The following is a 17,820-nucleotide window of genomic DNA, read 5'->3' on the forward strand; positions in this document are numbered from 1 at the left end:
ATTGGGCCGCTTCTATATCTTTCCGCGCGACTTCAGGCGGCTGAGCGTCTCCGCCGAGAGGTTCAGGTACGAAGCAAGTTCCTTCTTCGGCAGGCGCTCTTCCAGTTCGGGATGCTTGCGCAGGAAACGCTTCACCCGCCCAGGCGCATCGAGCAGGTGCAGCGTGATGGTGTGCGCCATGATGTCGCTCATGTGGTGCATCACTTCGTATTCGAAAGTCTGCTTCACGCCCGGGTGGCGCTCGATGAAGGCGACCCATTCGCGCAGCGGCAGCTTGGCCACCCGCGCCTTGGTGACGCACACGATGCTGTACGGTGCCGAGGTGCCGAGCCGCCACGCCGCATAGCTCGTCTCCATCTGGCCTTCGTCGGCGAAGCGCAGGATCATTTCCTTGGCCTCGCGGTTGCTCACCACGCGCTTGAGGATGCCCTCGAGGATGAAGTACTGCTCCATCTCGTGCACGCCCTGGTTCAGCAGCGCTTCGCCCTTCTGGCAATCCACCACCACAAGCAGGGGCTCCAGCTCCGCCATCTGCCCCGCCGTCATTCCCTTGAGCACCACGTTATGCGCGAGCTGCACGCGGATCACGTTGCGTTCGGGATGCTGTTCTATCGACGACATGGCTTCTTCTGGGACCGAGGGATTCCCCTCAATGCATTTTTTCGAAACTTGACCGCAGTCAAGTGGGATTCCGAGGGGCGACTTCTACCATTCTCGCACTCCCAAAACCCGGACCTTCACTGGACGCCTTGACCATGACCACCGAAACGCAGGATCGCGAAACGACCGACGGCTTCCACCTCGTCATCGACGCGCTGAAGCTCAACGACATCGACACGATCTTCGCCCTTCCCGGCATCCCGATCACGGACTTCCTGCGCATCGCGCAGGCCGACGGCATGAAGGTGATCTCCTTCCGCCACGAGCAGCACGCCGGCAACGCCGCCGCCGCCGCCGGCTTTATCACGGGCAAGCCCGGCATCTGCTTCACGGTCTCGGCCCCCGGCTTCCTGAACGGCCTCACGGCCCTGGCCAACGCCACGACCAACTGCTTCCCGATGATCCTGATCTCGGGCTCCAGCGAGCGCGAGGTCGTCGACCTGCAGCAGGGCGACTACGAGGAGATGGACCAGCTGGCCATCGCCAAGCCGCTGTGCAAGGCGGCCTTCCGCGTGCTGCACGCCGAAGACATCGGCGTGGGCATCGCGCGCGCCATCCGCGCGGCCGTCTCGGGCCGCCCCGGTGGCGTGTACCTGGACCTGCCGGCCAAGGTGTTCGCGCAGAGCGTCGCCAAGGACGTGGCCGAGCGTTCGCTGATCAAGGTCGTCGATCCCGCACCGAAGCAGATCCCCGCTCCGGAAGCGATCCAGCGCGCGGTGGACCTGCTCAAGGGCGCGAAGAAGCCGCTGATCATCCTGGGCAAGGGCGCTGCCTACGCGCAGGCCGACGCCGAGATCCGCAGCTTCATCGAGAAGACCGGCATCCCCTACCTGCCGATGTCCATGGCCAAGGGCCTGCTGCCCGACAACCACCCGCAGGCCGCCTCTGCCGCGCGCTCCTACGTGCTGGCCGAAGCCGACGTGGTGATGCTGGTCGGCGCGCGCCTGAACTGGCTGCTGTCGCACGGCAAGGGCAAGACCTGGGGCGCCGGCGATTCCAAGGGCTGGGGCAAGCAGCAGTTCATCCAGATCGACATCTCGCCGACCGAAGCGGACAGCAACGTGGCCGTCGCCGCACCGCTGGTGGGTGACATCGGCTCCGCCATCGGCGCGCTGAACCAGGCCATCGGCTCGGGCCTGGGCAAGGTGCCGGCCGAGTGGACCGGCGCGATTGCCGAGCGCAAGGACAAGAACCTCACCAAGATGGCCGAGACGCTGGCGAAGAACCCGCCGGTGATGAACTTCCACAGCGCCCTGAACGTGGTCCGCGAGACGGTCAAGGCGAACCCGAAGGCCTACCTGGTGAACGAAGGCGCCAACGCGCTCGACTTCACGCGTTCCATCGTCGACATGTACGAGCCGCGCCGCCGCCTCGACGTGGGCACCTGGGGCATCATGGGCATCGGCATGGGCTTCGCCGTCGCGGCTGCGGCCGTCACCGGCGAGCAGGTGATCGCGGTCGAAGGCGACAGCGCGTTCGGCTTCAGCGGCATGGAAGTGGAAACGATCTGCCGCTACAACCTGCCGATCTGCATCGTGGTGATGAACAACAACGGCATCTACAAGGGCACGGACGTCAATCCGCGCGGCGATGCGATGGCGGTCACGCAGTTCGTCAAGAACGCGCGCTACGACATGATGATGGAGGCCTTCGGCGGCGTGGGCGTCACGGCGAAGAACCCCGAGGAACTGGACAAGGCCCTCAAGGAAGCCATCGCTTCGCGCAAGCCGACGCTGATCAACGCACTGATCGACGAGTCGGCCGGCACCGAGTCCGGTCGCATCACCAGCCTGAATCCGGCGGCCGCCAAGAAGAAGACGGCCTGAGCGCGTGCCGTCGCCCCCGCGCAGGCGGGGACCCAGGGCTTGCATGGCTCGCCGCGCGCGGCGAGTCGCCTCGAAAGCCCTGGATTCCCGCCTCCGCGGGAATGACGGCAACATGACGACGGAATTGAATCCAAAACTCGATAGGAACGAAGACATGGGTAAAGCTCTCGACGGCGTCAAGATCCTCGATTTCACGCACGTGCAATCCGGCCCCACCTGCACCCAGCTGCTGGCGTGGTTCGGCGCCGACGTGATCAAGGTGGAAAAGGCCGGTGAAGGCGATGCGACGCGCGGCCAGCTGCGCGACATCGACGGCGTGGACAGCCTCTACTTCACGATGCTGAACCACAACAAGCGCTCCATCACCCTGGACACCAAGAATCCCAAGGGCAAGGAAGTGCTGATCGAGCTGATCAAGCAGTGCGACGTGCTGGTCGAGAACTTCGCCCCCGGCGCGCTGGACCGGATGGGCTTCAGCTGGGAACGCATCCAGCAGATCAACCCGCGCATGATCATGGCCTCGATCAAGGGTTTCGGCCCCGGCCCGTACGAGGACTGCAAGGTGTACGAGAACGTCGCCCAGTGCGCGGGCGGCGCCGCCTCCACCACCGGCTTCGACGACGGCCCCCCGCTGGTCACCGGTGCGCAGATCGGTGACTCCGGCACCGGCCTGCACCTGTGCCTGGGCATCGTGACGGCCCTGTTCCAGCGCGAGAAGACCGGCCGCGGCCAGAAGGTGATGGCAGCCATGCAGGACGCCGTGCTGAACCTGTGCCGCGTGAAGCTGCGCGACCAGCAGCGCCTGGCGCGCAAGGGCGTGATGGAAGAGTACCCGCAGTACCCCGAGGGCGAGTTCGGCGACGCCGTGCCGCGCGCCGGCAACGCCTCGGGCGGCGGCCAGCCGGGCTGGATCCTGAAGTGCAAGGGCTGGCAGCACGACCCCAACGCCTACATCTACTTCATCACGCAGGCGCCCGTGTGGGCCTCCATCTGCAAGGTGATCGGCGAGGAAAGCTGGATCACCGATCCGAGCTACTCCACGCCCAAGGCGCGCCTGCCGCACCTGAAGACGATCTTCAGCCGCATCGAGGAGTGGACCAAGACCAAGACCAAGTTCGAGGCGATGGAGATCCTGAACAAGTACGACATCCCCTGCGGCCCGATCCTGTCGATGAAGGAAATCGCCGAGGAGCCGGCACTGCGTGCCACCGGCACCGTGGTGGAAGTCGACCACCCGACGCGCGGCAAGTACCTGTCGGTGGGCAACCCGATCAAGCTGTCCGACAGCGAAACCGAAGTGAAGCGCTCGCCGCTGCTGGGCGAACACAACGACGAAGTGCTGGCGATGCTCGGGTACAGCAAGGACCAGATCGAAGAACTGCGCGCGGCCAAGGTCATCTGACCGAAGCCTGGATCCGAAGAGACAAACCGAAATTTTTCAAGGGGCACACAACATGGCCAACTTCCAAGGCGACAAGCAGAAGGTCCGCGCGATCCTGGACGCGGTGAAGAAGGAGGGACGCGATTCCCTGACCGCCCCCGAAGGCAAGCTGATCTGCGATGCCTACGGCATCAACGTGCCCAAGGAAGCCGTCGTTTCCAGCGCCAAGGACGCGATGAGCACCGCTTCGTCCATGGGCTTCCCGGTCGTGATGAAGATCGTGTCGCCCGACATCCTGCACAAGACGGAAGCCGGCGGCGTGGTGGTGGGCGTCAAGAGCGGCGACGAGGCCGCCAGCGCCTACGAGCAGATCATCGCCAACGCGAAGAAGTACAAGGCCGACGCCAAGATCGTGGGCGTGCAGGTCCAGCAGATGATCAAGGGCGGCCAGGAAACCATCATCGGCGCGATGACGGACGGCAGCTTCGGCAAGCTGGTCGCCTTCGGCATGGGCGGCGTGCTGGTCGAGGTGCTGAAGGACGTGACCTTCCGCCTGGCCCCCGCCACGCAGGAAGACGCCGCCTCCATGCTCGACGGCATCCAGGCCGCCGAGATCCTCAAGGGCGTGCGCGGCGCCAAGCCGGTCAACCGCGAAGCCCTGCAGAACACCATCGTCCAGGTGTCGCAGCTGGTCTCCGACTTCCCCGAAATCTCCGAGATGGACCTGAACCCGGTGTTCGCCTCGGACGAAGGTGCGATCGCCGCCGACGTGCGCATCGTGGTGAACTTCGACCAGAAGCCCGCCCGCTTCCGCCCCGAGGAAAAGGACGTCGTCACGTCCATGAAGCGCATCATGCAGCCCAAGGCGGTGGCCGTGATCGGCGCCTCCAACGAGGCCGGCAAGATCGGCAACTCGGTGATGAAGAACCTGATCAACGGCGGCTACAAGGGCAAGATCTTCCCGGTCACGCCCAAGGGCGGCGAGGTGATGGGCCTCACGGCGTACAAGAGCGTGAAGGACATCCCGGAAGACGTCGACACCGCGGTGTTCGCGATCCCCGCGGCGCTCGTCGCCGGCGCGCTGAAGGAATGCGGCGAGAAGAAGATCGCCGGCGCGGTGCTGATCCCCTCGGGCTTCGGCGAGACCGGCAACGTGGAAGGCCAGGAGGAACTGCAGCGCATCGGGCGCGAGTACAACATCCGCCTGATGGGCCCGAACATCTACGGCTTCTACTACACGCCGTCCAACCTGTGCGCCACCTTCTGCACGGCCTACGACGTCAAGGGCTCCACCGCCCTGTCCTCGCAGTCCGGCGGCATCGGCATGGCCATCATCGGCTTCTCGCGCTCCGCCAAGATGGGCGTCTCCGCCATCGTCGGCCTGGGCAACAAGTCGGACATCGACGAAGACGACCTGCTGCTGTTCTTCGAGCAGGACGACAACACCAAGGTGATCGCCCAGCACTGCGAAGACCTGAAGGACGGCCGCGCCTTCGCCGAAGTCGCCAAGCGCGTCTCGAAGAAGAAGCCCGTGATCGTGCTCAAGGCCGGCCGCACCGAGATGGGCGCCGCCGCCGCCGCGTCGCACACCGGCGCCGTCGCCGGCACCGACAAGATCTACGACGACATCCTGCGCAGCGCCGGCGTGATCCGCGCCAACAGCCTGCGCCAGATGCTGGAGCTGTCGCGCGGCGTGCCGATCCTGCCGACGCCCAAGGGCGAGAACGTGGTGATCATCACCGGCGCCGGCGGCTCCGGCGTGCTGCTGTCGGATGCCTGCGTGGACAACGGCCTGACGCTGCTCAAGCCGATGCCCGACGACCTGGACGCCGCCTTCCGCAAGTTCATCCCGCCGTTCGGCGCGGCCGGCAACCCGGTGGACATCACCGGCGGCGAGCCCCCGATCACCTACGTGAACACGGTGCGCCTGGGCCTGGAGGACGACCGCATCCACGCGCTGATCCTGGGCTACTGGCACACCATCGTGACGCCGCCGATGGTCTTCGCCCGCAACATGGTGCAGATCGTCAACGAGATGAAGGAGAAGGGCAAGACCAAGCCCGTCGTCGCTTCGCTCGCCGGCGACGTGGAAGTCGAGGAAGCCGCCCAGTACCTGTACGAGAACGGCATCCCGGCGTACGCCTACTCCACCGAACTGCCGGTGGAAGTGCTGGGCGCCAAGTACAAGTGGGCCCGCGCCGCCGGCCTGCTGAAGAAGTAAGGAAAGACGATGGCGGGTCATCGCGTCATCCCGATCGCAGCGACCAGCGCGCTCCCCCTGCGGGAGCGCAAGCGCCAGGGTCCCAAGGGCCGCAAGCCCACGGACTCGGCCCTGGCCGAAGTGCGGCAGCTGCTCGGAGACGCGTCGCGCCAGAGCGACCTGCTGATCGAGCACCTGCACAAGCTGCAGGACCACTTCGGCCACCTCTCGGCGGCCCATCTCAGCGCCCTGGCGCAGGAGATGCGGCTGGCCCAGTCGGAGGTGTACGAGGTGGCCTCCTTCTACCACCACTTCGACATCGTCAAGGAAGGCGAAGACGCGCCGCAGGCCCTCACGGTCCGCGTGTGCGACTCGCTGTCCTGCGAGCTGGCCGGAGCGCAGCAGCTACTCGCGAAGCTGCCGGCCATCCTCGGGCGCGACGTGCGCGTGATTCCTGCACCTTGCATCGGCCGCTGCGAACAGGCACCGGCCGTGGCGGTGGGCCAGAAGCCCGTCGCCTGCGCCACGACCCAGAAGGTCGCGGAGTGCGTCAAGGAATCGCGCAAGGACGGCAGCGCCAGGCACGAGCCGGAAGGCTACATGGGCCTGTCGCAGTACAAGGCCGCCGGCGGCTACAAGCTGCTGGAAGCCTGCCTGTCGGGCCAGCGCGACGTCGAATCGGTGATCAAAGTGATGGAAGCCTCGGGCCTGCGCGGCCTGGGCGGCGCCGGCTTCCCGGCCGGGCGCAAGTGGCGCATCGTGCGCAACGAGGCCGCACCGCGCCTGATGGCCGTGAACATCGACGAGGGCGAGCCCGGCACCTTCAAGGACCGCGTCTACCTCGAACGCGACCCGCACCGCTTCCTCGAAGGCATGCTGATCGCCGCCTGGGCGGTGGGCATCGCCGGCATCTACATCTACCTGCGCGACGAGTACCACGGCTGCCGGCAACTGCTGGAGCAGGAACTCGCGCGCCTGAAGGCCGACCCGATCGCCAGGCACCTGCCGCCGATCGAGCTGCGGCGCGGCGCCGGCGCCTACATCTGCGGCGAGGAGTCCGCGATGATCGAGTCGATCGAAGGCAAGCGCGGCATGCCGCGGCTGCGCCCGCCTTATGTGGCGCAGGTTGGCCTGTTCGGGCGGCCCACGCTGGAACACAACTTCGAGACGCTGTACTGGGTGCGCGACCTGGTCGAGCGCGGCCCGGAATGGTTCGCCTCCAAGGGCGCCAACGGGCGCAAGGGCCTGCGCTCCTTCTCCGTCTCCGGCCGCGTGCGCGAGCCGGGCGTGAAGCTGGCGCCGGCCGGCGTGACGATCCAGGAGCTGATCGACGAGCATTGCGGCGGCATGGCCGACGGCCACAAGTTCTATGCGTACCTGCCGGGTGGCGCCTCGGGCGGCATCCTGCCGGCGAGCATGAACGACATCCCGCTGGACTTCGACACGCTGCAGCCGTATGGCTGCTTCATCGGGTCCGCCGCGGTGGTGGTGCTGTCGGACCGGGATTCAGCGGTGGGTGCGGCGCGCAACCTGATGCGCTTCTTCCGCGACGAATCCTGCGGCCAGTGCACGCCCTGCCGCGCCGGCACGGCCAAGGCGCTGGCGTTGATCAACGCCCCGAAATGGGACCTGCCGCTGCTGGCCGAGCTCTCGCAGGTGATGCGCGACGCCTCGATCTGCGGCCTGGGACAGGCAGCCCCGAACCCGGTAGATTGCGTGATCAAGTATTTCCCGCACGAGCTGGCGTAGATGAGAACAGCCTTAACGCAGAAGCCGCAAAAGTGACGCAAAGACCGCAAAAGGATCCTTCGAAGGTCTTCCTTTGCGGCTTTTGCGTACTTCTGCGGTTTTTGCGTTAATGGATTTCGGATTTCAGGAACACACAACATGAACGCCGTCACCCGCGCCGAGCTGGCGCAGATCGAAGCCCCCACCGTCAAGTTCTCCTTGAACGGCAAGCAGGTCGAGGCGCGCGCCAACGAGACGGTGCTGCAGGTCGCCGACCGCGAGGGCGTCGAGATCCCGCGCCTTTGCTACAAGGATGGCCTGGACACCGCCGGCAACTGCCGCTGCTGCATGGTGGAGATCAAGGGTGAACGCACCCTCGCCCCGAGCTGCTGCCGCACGCCCACGCCCGGCATGGAAGTCACCACCGACAGTGCGCGTGCCGTCGCCTCGCAGAAGATGGTGCTGGAACTGCTGCAGTCCGACATGCCCGAGGCGGAGTACACCCGCAACAACGAACTGGACCAGTGGTCCGCGAAGTTGAACGTCGGCAAGCCGCGCTTTCCCTCGCGCGGCAACGTGGGCCCCGACCTTTCGCATCCCGCCATCGCCGTCAACCTCGACGCCTGCATCCAGTGCACGCGCTGCCTGCGCGCCTGCCGCGACGAGCAGGTCAACGACGTGATCGGCCTGGCCTTCCGCGGCGAGCACGCCAAGATCGTGTTCGACATGGACGACCCGATGGGCGTCTCCACCTGCGTGGCCTGCGGCGAGTGCGTGCAGGCCTGCCCCACCGGGGCGCTGATGCCGGCGCGCGGCGCCGCCCTGCCCGTCCCCGACAAGAAGGTCGATTCGGTCTGCCCGTACTGCGGCGTCGGCTGCCAGCTCACCTACAACGTCAAGGACAACAAGATCCTCTACGTGGAAGGCCGCGACGGCCCGGCCAACCATGGCCGCCTGTGCGTGAAGGGCCGCTACGGCTTCGACTACGCGCACCACCCGCATCGCCTGACCACGCCGCTGATCCGCCGCGCCGACGCGCCCAAGGATCCGAAGCTGGTGCTGGACCCCGACCGCGTGCACGAAGTCTTCCGCGAAGCCACCTGGGAAGAGGCGCTGGCCCTGGCCGCCGGCAAGCTGAAGGACATCCGCGATACCAAGGGCCCGAAGACGCTGGTCGGCTTCGGCTCCGCCAAGGGCAGCAACGAAGAGGCCTACCTGTTCCAGAAGCTGGTGCGCACCGGCTTCGGCAGCAACAACGTGGACCACTGCACGCGCCTGTGCCATGCGTCGTCGGTCGCCGCGCTGCTGGAAGGCATCGGCTCCGGCGCCGTGTCCAACCCCGTGATGGACGTGACGCAGGCCGAGGTGATCGTCGTGATCGGCTCCAATCCGACCGTCAACCACCCGGTGGCCGCCACCTGGATGAAGAACGCGGCCAAGAACGGCGCCAAGCTGGTGATCATGGATCCGCGCCAGGGCGAACTCACGCGCCTGGCCTGGCGCCACATGCAGTTCAAGCCGGACACCGACGTCGCGATGCTCAACGCGATGATGCACGTGATCGTGCACGAGGGCCTGGTGGACCAGGCCTTCATCGAGTCGCGCACCATCGGCTACGACGAGCTGAAGAAGAACCTGGTGGGCTACAGCCCCGAGGAAATGGCGCCCGTGTGCGGCGTGCCCGCAGAGACTTTGCGCGAAGTGGCGCGCACCTTCGCGACCTCGCGCGCCTCCATGATCCTGTGGGGCATGGGCGTATCGCAGCACGTGCACGGCACCGACAACGCGCGCTGCCTGATCGCGCTGTCGCTGATGACGGGCCAGATCGGCCGTCCCGGCACCGGCCTGCATCCGCTGCGCGGCCAGAACAACGTGCAGGGTGCGTCCGACGCCGGCCTGATCCCGATGATGTACCCCGACTACCAGAAGGTGGCGGACCCCGAGGTGCGTGCGCGCTTCGAGCAGCACTGGAAGCTGCAGCCCGGCACGCTGGACGACCAGCCCGGCCTGACCGTGATCGAGGTGATGCACGCGATCACGGCCGGCAAGGTGAGCGGCATGTACATCATGGGCGAGAACCCTGCGATGTCCGACCCGGATGCCGACCACGCCCGCGAGGCGCTGGCCAAGCTGGACCACCTGGTGGTGCAGGACATCTTCCTGACCGAGACGGCCGTCCTGGCGGACGTGGTGCTGCCCGCCAGCGCCTTCCCCGAGAAGACCGGCACCTTCACCAACACCGACCGGCTGGTGCAGCTCGGTCGCCAGGCGATCGACCCGCCCGGCCAGGCGAAGCAGGACCTCTGGATCATCCAGGAGATCGCGCGCCGCATCGGGCTGGACTGGAACTACCGCCATGTCTCCGAGGCCTTCGACGAGATGCGGCACACGATGCCCAGCATCGCCGGCATCACCTGGGATCGGCTGGAGCGCGAGCATGCGGTGACGTATCCGTGCACCAAGGAAGGCGACCCGGGCGACCCGGTCGTCTTCATCGAGGACTTCCCGCGCGAGGGTGGCAAGGCGCGCTTCGTGCCGGCCGACATCGTCCCGGCGGCGGAGCGCCCCGATGCGCAGTACCCGATGGTGCTGATCACGGGCCGGCAGCTCGAACACTGGCACACCGGCAGCATGACGCGCCGCGCGACGGTGCTCGACGCCATCGAGCCGGATCCCACGGTGCTGGTGCACCCGCTCGACATCGCGGCGCTGGGCGTGAAGCCCGGCGAGCTGGTGACGATCGAGTCGCGCCGCGGCAAGGTCTCGCTCTATGCGCGCGTCGACGAAGGCACTCCGCGCGGCTCGGTGTTCGTGCCCTTCTGCTACTACGAGGCCGCCATCAACAAGGTGACGAACGACAAGTTCGACCCGGTGGCGAAGATCCCGGAGTTGAAGTACTGCGCAGTGCGCGTCACCGCGGGCGGCACGGCGCCCGAGCAGGTGAGCTTCGGGGGTGGGCAGATCCTGCGGAAGGTGCAGGAGCAGGCGGATTCGGAGACGTTCGCGGCGGCGAAGTAGGGGTCAGTCGTCGCCCCGCCCTCCTCCGTGGTTCGAGCGGAGGAGGGCCCCGCAAGTTCTTCTACCGGGTGGCCAGGACCAGCCATCACCCCGTGTAGATTGTGTCCAAGGGACTTTTCGTCGTGCCAGCGGAAACCTTGAGCACGTGCGTATAGATCATCGTGGTGCTCACGTCGCTATGGCCTAGCAACTCCTGAACGGTGCGGATGTCCGTTCCCGACTGCAGCAGGTGGGTAGCGAAGCTGTGGCGCAGCGTATGCGCAGAGACGCGCTTGTAGATCTCGGCTGCCGCGACTGCCCTCTTCATCGCCCGCTGCAGACGGTCCTCGTTGAGATGATGCCTGCGGAGCTCACCGGTGCGGGGGTCTGTCGCCAGAACAGGTGAGGGAAACATCCAGAACCACCCCCAGGTCTGGTCCACCTTCGGGTACTTCTTCACCAGCGCGTGCGGCACATCCACACCGGCGTGCCCACGGCGCCGGTCCACGTGCCACAGAGACCGGGCGTCCGCAAGCTGGCGGCGGAAGTCCTCTTCCAGGGACCGAGGCAGCATGACGACGCGGTCCTTGTTGCCCTTGGCCTCTCTCACCACGATGACCTGCTTGTCGAACTCGACGTCCTTGATTCGCAGCCGAAGGGCCTCCATCAGCCTCATCCCGGTGCCATACAGCAGTCGCGCGACGATTCGAACCGCGCCTTCCATGTGCAGGATCAGCCTGCTCACTTCCTCGGGACTGAGCACCGTGGGAATGCGGCGTGTGTACCGCGGGCGGTTCAAGTCCTGCATCCAGGGCAAATCGACGCCGATGACCTCGCGGTAAAGAAAGAGGATCGCGCTCAGCGCCTGATTGTGCGTCGATGACGAGACATGCCGCTCGCAGGCGAGCATCGTGAGGAAGGATTGCACCTCGGCAGGCCCCATGTCGCGCGGATGCTTCAGCCCCTGCCATCGAATGAAGAAGCGCACCCAGTAGACGTAGGCGTCTTCCGTGCGAAGGCTATAGTGCAAATAGCGTGCTCGCTCACGGACTTGGTCCAACAGGCGCGTTGACTGCAAGCCCGGGCGAGTGGGAGGTGGCATGGAAGCGAGTCTGTATTTACATACAGTATGTCGCGGGTTGTCCCGGAGATCAAGCGTGCCCGTAGTCAGATCGATGAGGGGAAACGTGGCGATGGCAGTTCCCTTGAACGACGGTTGGCACCATCTGGAGAGGTTGCTAGCTCGCGCTCGTTCAGGTCGGAATCCATGAGACCTGTGATCCCGTACTCCGACGCAAATTTGTTTGGGGATCAAGAACTTGCCCTACCCCATCGGGCGCTTTTATCCCGCACCCGAGGGATTTCAGGTCGCGACGCGCGGCCGACATTACGTTAGACCTCACATACGCCATCTGGTGCGACTTGGAGAGCCGAAGTGAAGTCCTTCAATCCCTTTCGGTGTGAAAGCGAACAAACACGCCAACTGAGCATAGCGTTGGCAGCCCTCGCACTGATTGCATGGGTTGTGTGGGTAGGTACCACGTCGAACGGCTTCGACCAAATTAAACCCATGGGGTGGCTGGTCTTCGCTGCTGCTCCAGCAGTAGCGTACCTCCTGCTGCTGGTAGTGCTGCCCCTTGTGCGAGGCACTTTGAAAGACGTTCGGCTTCTGCTGAGCGCCACGGTCATGTGGTCGTTTCTCTTGGCAGCCTGGGGCTATATCTGGGATTGGGAGAGCCACCTTGCTTCAGAACGCTACATCGCGCTCTTTGTTCTTCCTCCCACCGGGCTGTGCCTCGGCCTCTTGCTTTGGCGCTGGTCCAAGGCCGGGTATGTTGGGGAACATTCCGATCCGCCGCATAAGTTGACCATGCCAGAGCGAGGGGGTACGAACCGAGTACAGGATGTCGATTCTGTTGATCTAAACTCGGTTTCCGACGGAGTTGCGGCATTGTTCCGGAGACGAGGCAAGAACCGAAATGGACAGAACTAGAACAGGCGCGATGAGGTCTAACAGGTCGTTCGACGCGGACACGCAGCGGCAAGGCGCCGCGAGCCGCGTGCTTGATTCTGCTTCTCGCGGCGCCTTGCCGCTGCGTGCCGGTCAACTCCGACGTTAGACCGCACGGAAGCATCGTGACGAACGAGTAGATCATCCTGAACTGCGACGTGTGCGGCCGGCCTTACCAGCACGGCCCGCACCGGCACGAAGGTCACAAACTTGATCTCTACGGCGGAATCATGTGTTGCGACACGTGCTGGACGTCGAACCGGGATGGGTGGGCACCCCATCTCGAGTCAAAATTGCTTGAGCAGCTTCAGTCGAAGGGCTTACCTGTGCCTCCTCGCAACTCAAAGGGTTGGCTGCCGAGAAGCTAAGGAGAGTTTATGGCGTCGAGAACCGAACTTCAGGAATGGGTGATCCAAGCGCTGAAGGCCAAAGGCGGTGCAGCGAGCATCGTTGACGTGGCCAAGCACATTTGGGAACACCACGAGTCTGAGCTCAAGGCGTCAGGTGATCTTTTCTATACGTGGCAGTACGACATGCGCTGGGCGTGTACGAAGCTGCGCGAACGAAAGATCGTTCAGGCGGCGGAAACCTCCGATCGCGGCGAATGGCGTCTTCAGCCTCAGCTCGCCTAGACACCGAGAAGAGTCCGTATGGCGCCGGTGCGGTCTAACAGGTCGTTCGACACGGACGCCCAGCGGCGGTCCTTCGCTTCGCTCCGGTCCTCTCCACCGGTCGCCGGTCAACTCCGACGTTAGACCGCAAGTTATGAAACGTTCTCCCATGAGCCTCGCACTTCCCGCGTTTCGTTGGGTTTGGGCGCACCAATCACGCATTGGTGTGGCGGCGGCAACCGTCGCCTTCGTCGCTGGGCTGCTGGTGCCGAACCAGAGACTTTTCGGCTCCGTCCTCGTCAATTTTTCTCGCGCTGCGGTCGTCGTCGCCCTCTTGCTATGGGTGCTTTTGCAGCTCGTGCGGAAACGGAGGCCTGGCCTCAAATTGGTTGATGTCATCTCACAGCACACTGATTGGCCTAGGTATTCCGCAGTGGAGCGGATCGTCGTTGGAACTCTCTTTGCAGGCGTAGCGTTTTTCTACAGCTCAATCGGTGCGATGCTTGGTGGCGTTGCAGGTCTCGGAGTGGGCGTCTTCTTGAGAGCTGCGCAAGCATGAGGGCGTTGCGGTCTAACATGTCGTTCGACACGGACACGCACCGGCAAGGCGCCGCAAGCCGTGCGCGGGAGCATCCGTCTTGCGGCGCCTTGCCGGTGCGTGCCGGTCAACTCCGACGTTAGACCGCACATGGAGCATTGCTGCAAGACCATGGCGTACTGGGCGAACCACACGTGCGCTCAGCATCCAGACCTGTTTGAGTGTCCAGATCATTTGGTCCACTTTGACTCAAGCAGCCGGACGTATGGCCTCATCATTCACGACGGTGGGTCCTCAGTGGTCTCCATCACCTACTGTCCATGGTGCGGCGCGAGTCTCACGGCGAGGCTGCCACATGACTAAGGTTCGGCTCATCCGCCTCCTGGCTGTCGCCGTCGGCATCGCAGCGCTCGTGGCCGTCGGAGTCCGCGAACTGCGCATCGACCGGTGCTTGGACGCAGGTGGACGCTGGAATTACGATCGCGGAGTATGCGAAACGTGACTATGCGGTCTAACAGGTCGTTCGACACGGACACGCACCGGCAAGGCGCCGCGAGCCGTGGGCGGGAGCGTACGACTCGCGGCGCCTTGCCGCTGCGCGCCAGTCAACTCCGACGTTAGACCGCAATGTCAGGCAGTGCTGAATTGAACATCGCCGAATTCCCATACGAGTCGGGCACCATCCGCTATCGGTACTCTCGGGTTATGGCGCCGGACGGGAAGCGCTGGTTGCGCCACGGGCTGTTCGTCGAATACTCTGAGGCCGGCGCAGTGCTCTCGGAAGGGACGTACGTGGACGGTAAGGAGCACGGTCTTTGGCGTGACTTTCATCCTAACGGCGTCCTGGCATGCGAGGGAAAGTACGAGCACGGCCTTGAGCACGGTGAATGGTGTTTCTGGGACGAGCGCGGGAATGAGGAGCGCCGCGTCATCTCCGAAAAGGGGGAGGCGCGTGCCTAGAGCTAGCGGAGAGACCTCCTCGCACCTCGGACCGTTGCGGTCTAACAGGTCGTTCGACGCGGACACGCAGCGGCAAGGCGCCGCAAGCCGCGTGGCCGATCATGCGTCTTGCGGCGCCTTCCCGCTGCGTGCCGGTCAACTTCGACGTTAGATGGCATACCAACCGCTCTATGGTGACGGAAACTCCATGCGCGAAGGCGATTGGATTCGCATGGACGGCGGGAAGGTGCTGGGACGCATCGCTGAGGTGATCGCAAGCCGCGAACTTGCATCAAGCAGGCAACTGCAGGGGCTGGGCGTTATCGTCGACGCGCAACCCAAGGGATTCGTTTTTCTTTCCGAGCAAAGCTTGACTGAGGACCGCTTGCAGCTGGTGCGTCGCGGTCCCCGCGAAGCTTTCCGCGGCACCCTTGCGGTGTCGATAGGCTTTGGAGCTCTTGTCGTGCTCCCTGCCTTGTATTCCTTCGCCAGCGCGCTGTACAGTGCTTGTACTACTGGGTATGTTTTGGCGATAAGCCTAGGGCGCTATGAAGCTGCTCGGGAACTCGTTACCTGGCAGGCGGGGTGGGCCAGGTTCGCCGGACCCATGGTCCTAGTGGCGTCGCTTCTCGCATTCGATGGGTCTCGAGGAGTTACGCTGAGGTGGTGGCTTGCCGGAGCTGGATCTGTCCTTGCGCTGGTCCTTCTCGCGTTTTCTCTCTGGTTTACGACGGTGGGTCGATCTTTAGCGTTCGCCGGGCTTGTTGCGTTTGTCGCGATCGCCTCTTTCATAGACAACAGACTCGGAAGGGCTGCGGCATCCTTGTTCATCGCGACTTGCGCGGGCTTCCTGGTGTGGCAGGTGTCCAATGCCATCTAACAGGTCGTTCGACGCGGACACGCACCGGCAAGGCGCCGCAAGCCGTGCGCGGGAGCATACGTCTTGCGGCGCCTTGCCGGTGCGTGCCGGTCAACTCCGACGTTAGACCTCACGAAACGCCGTGGACCTACAAGCGACCGTCAGTGCCTCTTGTCGTGAGCTGGAGACGACGGCTGCGATGATGGGCGTGGAATTGAAGGTCCATCCAGCTTCCGTCCCGGCGCTGGAACAAGTGGTTCTTGCGCTCCGTGAGATGCAGGTCGACGACAGTGCGATTGCTGGAGCGACGTTCATGCTCGGCGCGTACCTTGGGGAGATCCTCCGCTCGGTGCGAGGTGGCAATTGGTGCGGTGGCACGGACGGCGATCTTCTGTTGAAAATCGGGGCCACGACGTATGCTCCCGTGGCAAAGGTACCGAAGTTCGCTGCAAATCCAGCTGGAGGGGACGGACTTGGCTTCTATGCGTCTGCCGTTCTGGCCGGTGAGGTCTAACAGGTCGTTCGACGCGGACACGCACCGGCAGGGCGCCGCGAGCCGCGTGGGTGATCATGCGTCTCGCGGCGCCTTGCCGGTACGTGCCGGTCAACTCCGACGTTAGACCTCACATGACGTCCCCGTCCAAACAACTGCAGCAGGAAGCCGCGCGGGCAACGGAAGCACTGGCCGGAAAGATCGTTGTTCGGGTGGAGCGTTACCGCGCGTCTGAGGTCATCGTCGAATTCGCTGATGGCACGCGCCTCTTCGTAGACGGAACGGCGGAGGGCGTGGAGCTCTCGATCACTGGAGGCGATGAATGAACACAGCCGTTGGGAACGGGCGGTCACGCGCGAAGATTGTGCAGCCACCTCGGGATGCTTCGAGGCGCTTTTTCACCACGACGAAGAACACTGATCTGAATCAGCGCGATACTCTTGAGGAGGCGGTGATCAATTTGGCCACTCTGCTTGGTGCCGAGGTGGTTCACAAGCGGCAGAACACGCGGGGCACTTTCTTCTATGAGGTGCAGGGCCGTGGCTTCCCTAGTTATCAGAGTGCGTCGAACACCATCCTTGAACTCTCGCGGCTTCTCTGCGCCCGAGGGACTACGGAGGGAACGGCCGGCGAGGTCTAACAGGTCGTTCGACGCGGACACGCACCGGCAAGGCGCCGCGAGCCGTGCGCGGGAGCATACGTCTCGCGGCGCCTTGCCGGTGCGTGCCGGTCAACTCCGACGTTATACGGCGAGTGCAACGGTCAGTTTGGAGCATTAGGCCCCCCCTGCTATCCTTTCGCCATGAAGGTTGCCGAGGTGCTCCGTCTGCTACATGAAGATGGCTGGTACCTCGTCGCCACTCGTGGGAGCCATCGCCAGTTCAAGCATCCGATCAAGCCTGGCCGTGTGACCGTGCCAGGAAAGCCGAGCGACGACGTGGCCCTTGGAACTCTGAACAGCATCCGGAAGCAGGCCGGGCTGAAGTGAGGCTTTGTATGCGGTATGCGATCGTGATCGAAAAGGCGGAGGCCAACTACTCCGCATATGTGCCTGATCTTCCGGGGTGCATCGCCACGGGCGCCACCGTCGAAGAAGTCGAGTCCGAGATTCGCGAGGCCATCATCTTCCACCTTGAAGGCCTGCGGGAAGACGGTCTTCCTGTGCCTCCTGGCGAGAGCACGGTCGACTACGTGGATGTCGCCGTATAACAGGTCGTTCGACGCGGACACGCAGCGGCATTGCGCCGCAAGCCGTGCGCGGGAGCATACGACTGCGGCGCAATGCCACTGTGTGCCGGTCAACTCCGACGTTATGCCGCAGCCCGGGACAGCCATCGAGCCTCCGGCGCAGCCCTTGCGCTTCCAGGCGCTGCGTCCGCCATGAACGTTGGCTGCCGCAGCGAAGTCGTAGCCGTGTGCCCTAAAGCGCGGCGTGACGGTCGGCCGTTCGGGAGTGTCACCGACCGCCGTAATGAAGCCACCCATGTTCGGCATATTGAAGCCAGCAACAGCGTGGTAAACGGGCATCCCGAGGGTGGTTACGCAGTGGCCGATTTTGCAGGCTTTTGGAGGCCGTT

17 protein-coding genes are annotated in these 17,820 nt (G+C 64.5%); 15 read left to right on the forward strand and 2 right to left on the reverse strand.

Going from position 1 to position 17,820, the window contains the following annotated elements; translation table 11 throughout:
* Positions 1–12: 12 nt before the first annotated feature.
* Positions 13–621 (reverse strand): Crp/Fnr family transcriptional regulator, encoded by a 609-nt coding sequence (locus JI746_RS25415; RefSeq protein WP_201693105.1) that lies wholly within the window; start codon positions 619–621, stop codon positions 13–15.
* Positions 622–755: 134 nt separating this feature from the next.
* Between JI746_RS25415 and oxc the strand changes: the two genes are divergently transcribed.
* The 5 genes from oxc (at position 756) to fdhF (ending at position 10,813) form a co-directional block, all read left to right on the forward strand.
* Complete coding sequence (oxc, locus tag JI746_RS25420) at positions 756–2,486, forward strand: oxalyl-CoA decarboxylase (RefSeq protein ID WP_201693106.1); 1,731 nt, start codon at positions 756–758, stop codon at positions 2,484–2,486.
* 154 nt (positions 2,487–2,640) lie between these two features.
* Positions 2,641–3,888 carry a formyl-CoA transferase gene (gene frc, locus JI746_RS25425; RefSeq protein WP_201693107.1) on the forward strand — a complete coding sequence of 416 codons (1,248 nt, stop codon included), beginning with the start codon at positions 2,641–2,643 and terminating at the stop codon, positions 3,886–3,888.
* 52 nt (positions 3,889–3,940) lie between these two features.
* Positions 3,941–6,088, forward strand: coding sequence for an acetate--CoA ligase family protein (locus tag JI746_RS25430; protein ID WP_201693108.1), 2,148 nt, complete (start codon positions 3,941–3,943; stop codon positions 6,086–6,088).
* 9 nt (positions 6,089–6,097) lie between these two features.
* Positions 6,098–7,816 carry an NAD(P)H-dependent oxidoreductase subunit E gene (locus JI746_RS25435; protein ID WP_201693109.1) on the forward strand — a complete coding sequence of 573 codons (1,719 nt, stop codon included), beginning with the start codon at positions 6,098–6,100 and terminating at the stop codon, positions 7,814–7,816.
* Between the two features lie 138 nt (positions 7,817–7,954).
* Entirely contained in the window at positions 7,955–10,813 is a 2,859-nt protein-coding gene (gene fdhF / locus JI746_RS25440; RefSeq protein ID WP_201693110.1) for a formate dehydrogenase subunit alpha, read from the forward strand.
* An 85-nt stretch (positions 10,814–10,898) separates the two neighbouring features.
* On the opposite strand, the gene JI746_RS25445 is transcribed toward fdhF, so the two are convergent.
* A complete protein-coding gene (locus JI746_RS25445) occupies positions 10,899–11,852 on the reverse strand; it encodes an integron integrase (RefSeq protein WP_456239080.1) in 954 nt (317 codons plus the stop codon).
* A 375-nt stretch (positions 11,853–12,227) separates the two neighbouring features.
* Between JI746_RS25445 and JI746_RS25450 the strand changes: the two genes are divergently transcribed.
* From JI746_RS25450 to JI746_RS25490, 10 genes are all read left to right on the forward strand, one after another.
* A complete protein-coding gene (locus JI746_RS25450) occupies positions 12,228–12,785 on the forward strand; it encodes a hypothetical protein (protein WP_201693112.1) in 558 nt (185 codons plus the stop codon).
* Positions 12,786–13,180: 395 nt separating this feature from the next.
* The gene (locus JI746_RS25455; protein ID WP_201693113.1) at positions 13,181–13,435 is read left to right on the forward strand and encodes a hypothetical protein; all 255 of its coding nucleotides are present in this window, start codon (positions 13,181–13,183) and stop codon (positions 13,433–13,435) included.
* Between the two features lie 148 nt (positions 13,436–13,583).
* Complete coding sequence (locus JI746_RS25460) at positions 13,584–13,973, forward strand: hypothetical protein (protein ID WP_201693114.1); 390 nt, start codon at positions 13,584–13,586, stop codon at positions 13,971–13,973.
* Between the two features lie 129 nt (positions 13,974–14,102).
* The gene (locus JI746_RS28390) at positions 14,103–14,315 is read left to right on the forward strand and encodes a DUF6980 family protein (RefSeq protein WP_408004127.1); all 213 of its coding nucleotides are present in this window, start codon (positions 14,103–14,105) and stop codon (positions 14,313–14,315) included.
* 282 nt (positions 14,316–14,597) lie between these two features.
* Positions 14,598–14,912 (forward strand): toxin-antitoxin system YwqK family antitoxin, encoded by a 315-nt coding sequence (locus JI746_RS25465; protein WP_330893076.1) that lies wholly within the window; start codon positions 14,598–14,600, stop codon positions 14,910–14,912.
* Between the two features lie 187 nt (positions 14,913–15,099).
* Positions 15,100–15,771 carry a hypothetical protein gene (locus JI746_RS25470; RefSeq protein ID WP_201693116.1) on the forward strand — a complete coding sequence of 224 codons (672 nt, stop codon included), beginning with the start codon at positions 15,100–15,102 and terminating at the stop codon, positions 15,769–15,771.
* Between the two features lie 121 nt (positions 15,772–15,892).
* Positions 15,893–16,264 carry a DUF6278 family protein gene (locus tag JI746_RS25475; RefSeq protein ID WP_201693117.1) on the forward strand — a complete coding sequence of 124 codons (372 nt, stop codon included), beginning with the start codon at positions 15,893–15,895 and terminating at the stop codon, positions 16,262–16,264.
* 113 nt (positions 16,265–16,377) lie between these two features.
* On the forward strand, positions 16,378–16,569 hold the full coding sequence (locus JI746_RS25480; RefSeq protein WP_201693118.1) for a hypothetical protein: 192 nt from the start codon (positions 16,378–16,380) through the stop codon (positions 16,567–16,569).
* Positions 16,570–17,045: 476 nt separating this feature from the next.
* Positions 17,046–17,231, forward strand: coding sequence for a type II toxin-antitoxin system HicA family toxin (locus JI746_RS25485; RefSeq protein ID WP_201693119.1), 186 nt, complete (start codon positions 17,046–17,048; stop codon positions 17,229–17,231).
* 8 nt (positions 17,232–17,239) lie between these two features.
* Positions 17,240–17,452 carry a type II toxin-antitoxin system HicB family antitoxin gene (locus tag JI746_RS25490; protein ID WP_201693120.1) on the forward strand — a complete coding sequence of 71 codons (213 nt, stop codon included), beginning with the start codon at positions 17,240–17,242 and terminating at the stop codon, positions 17,450–17,452.
* Positions 17,453–17,820: the final 368 nt, after the last annotated feature.

The sequence above is a fragment of the Ramlibacter alkalitolerans genome (genome assembly GCF_016722765.1).
GTDB lineage: Bacteria > Pseudomonadota > Gammaproteobacteria > Burkholderiales > Burkholderiaceae_C > Ramlibacter > Ramlibacter alkalitolerans.

Coding starts and splice junctions, on each gene's coding strand:
- fdhF (WP_201693110.1), top strand. CDS start 7,955: ATGAACGCCGTCACCCGCGCCGAGCTGGCGCAGATCGAAGCCCCCACC.
- JI746_RS25480 (WP_201693118.1), top strand. CDS start 16,378: ATGACGTCCCCGTCCAAACAACTGCAGCAGGAAGCCGCGCGGGCAACG.
- JI746_RS28390 (WP_408004127.1), top strand. CDS start 14,103: ATGGAGCATTGCTGCAAGACCATGGCGTACTGGGCGAACCACACGTGC.
- JI746_RS25460 (WP_201693114.1), top strand. CDS start 13,584: ATGAGCCTCGCACTTCCCGCGTTTCGTTGGGTTTGGGCGCACCAATCA.
- JI746_RS25470 (WP_201693116.1), top strand. CDS start 15,100: ATGCGCGAAGGCGATTGGATTCGCATGGACGGCGGGAAGGTGCTGGGA.
- JI746_RS25435 (WP_201693109.1), top strand. CDS start 6,098: ATGGCGGGTCATCGCGTCATCCCGATCGCAGCGACCAGCGCGCTCCCC.
- frc (WP_201693107.1), top strand. CDS start 2,641: ATGGGTAAAGCTCTCGACGGCGTCAAGATCCTCGATTTCACGCACGTG.
- JI746_RS25485 (WP_201693119.1), top strand. CDS start 17,046: ATGAAGGTTGCCGAGGTGCTCCGTCTGCTACATGAAGATGGCTGGTAC.
- JI746_RS25490 (WP_201693120.1), top strand. CDS start 17,240: ATGCGGTATGCGATCGTGATCGAAAAGGCGGAGGCCAACTACTCCGCA.
- JI746_RS25430 (WP_201693108.1), top strand. CDS start 3,941: ATGGCCAACTTCCAAGGCGACAAGCAGAAGGTCCGCGCGATCCTGGAC.
- JI746_RS25455 (WP_201693113.1), top strand. CDS start 13,181: ATGGCGTCGAGAACCGAACTTCAGGAATGGGTGATCCAAGCGCTGAAG.
- oxc (WP_201693106.1), top strand. CDS start 756: ATGACCACCGAAACGCAGGATCGCGAAACGACCGACGGCTTCCACCTC.
- JI746_RS25415 (WP_201693105.1), bottom strand. CDS start 621: ATGTCGTCGATAGAACAGCATCCCGAACGCAACGTGATCCGCGTGCAG.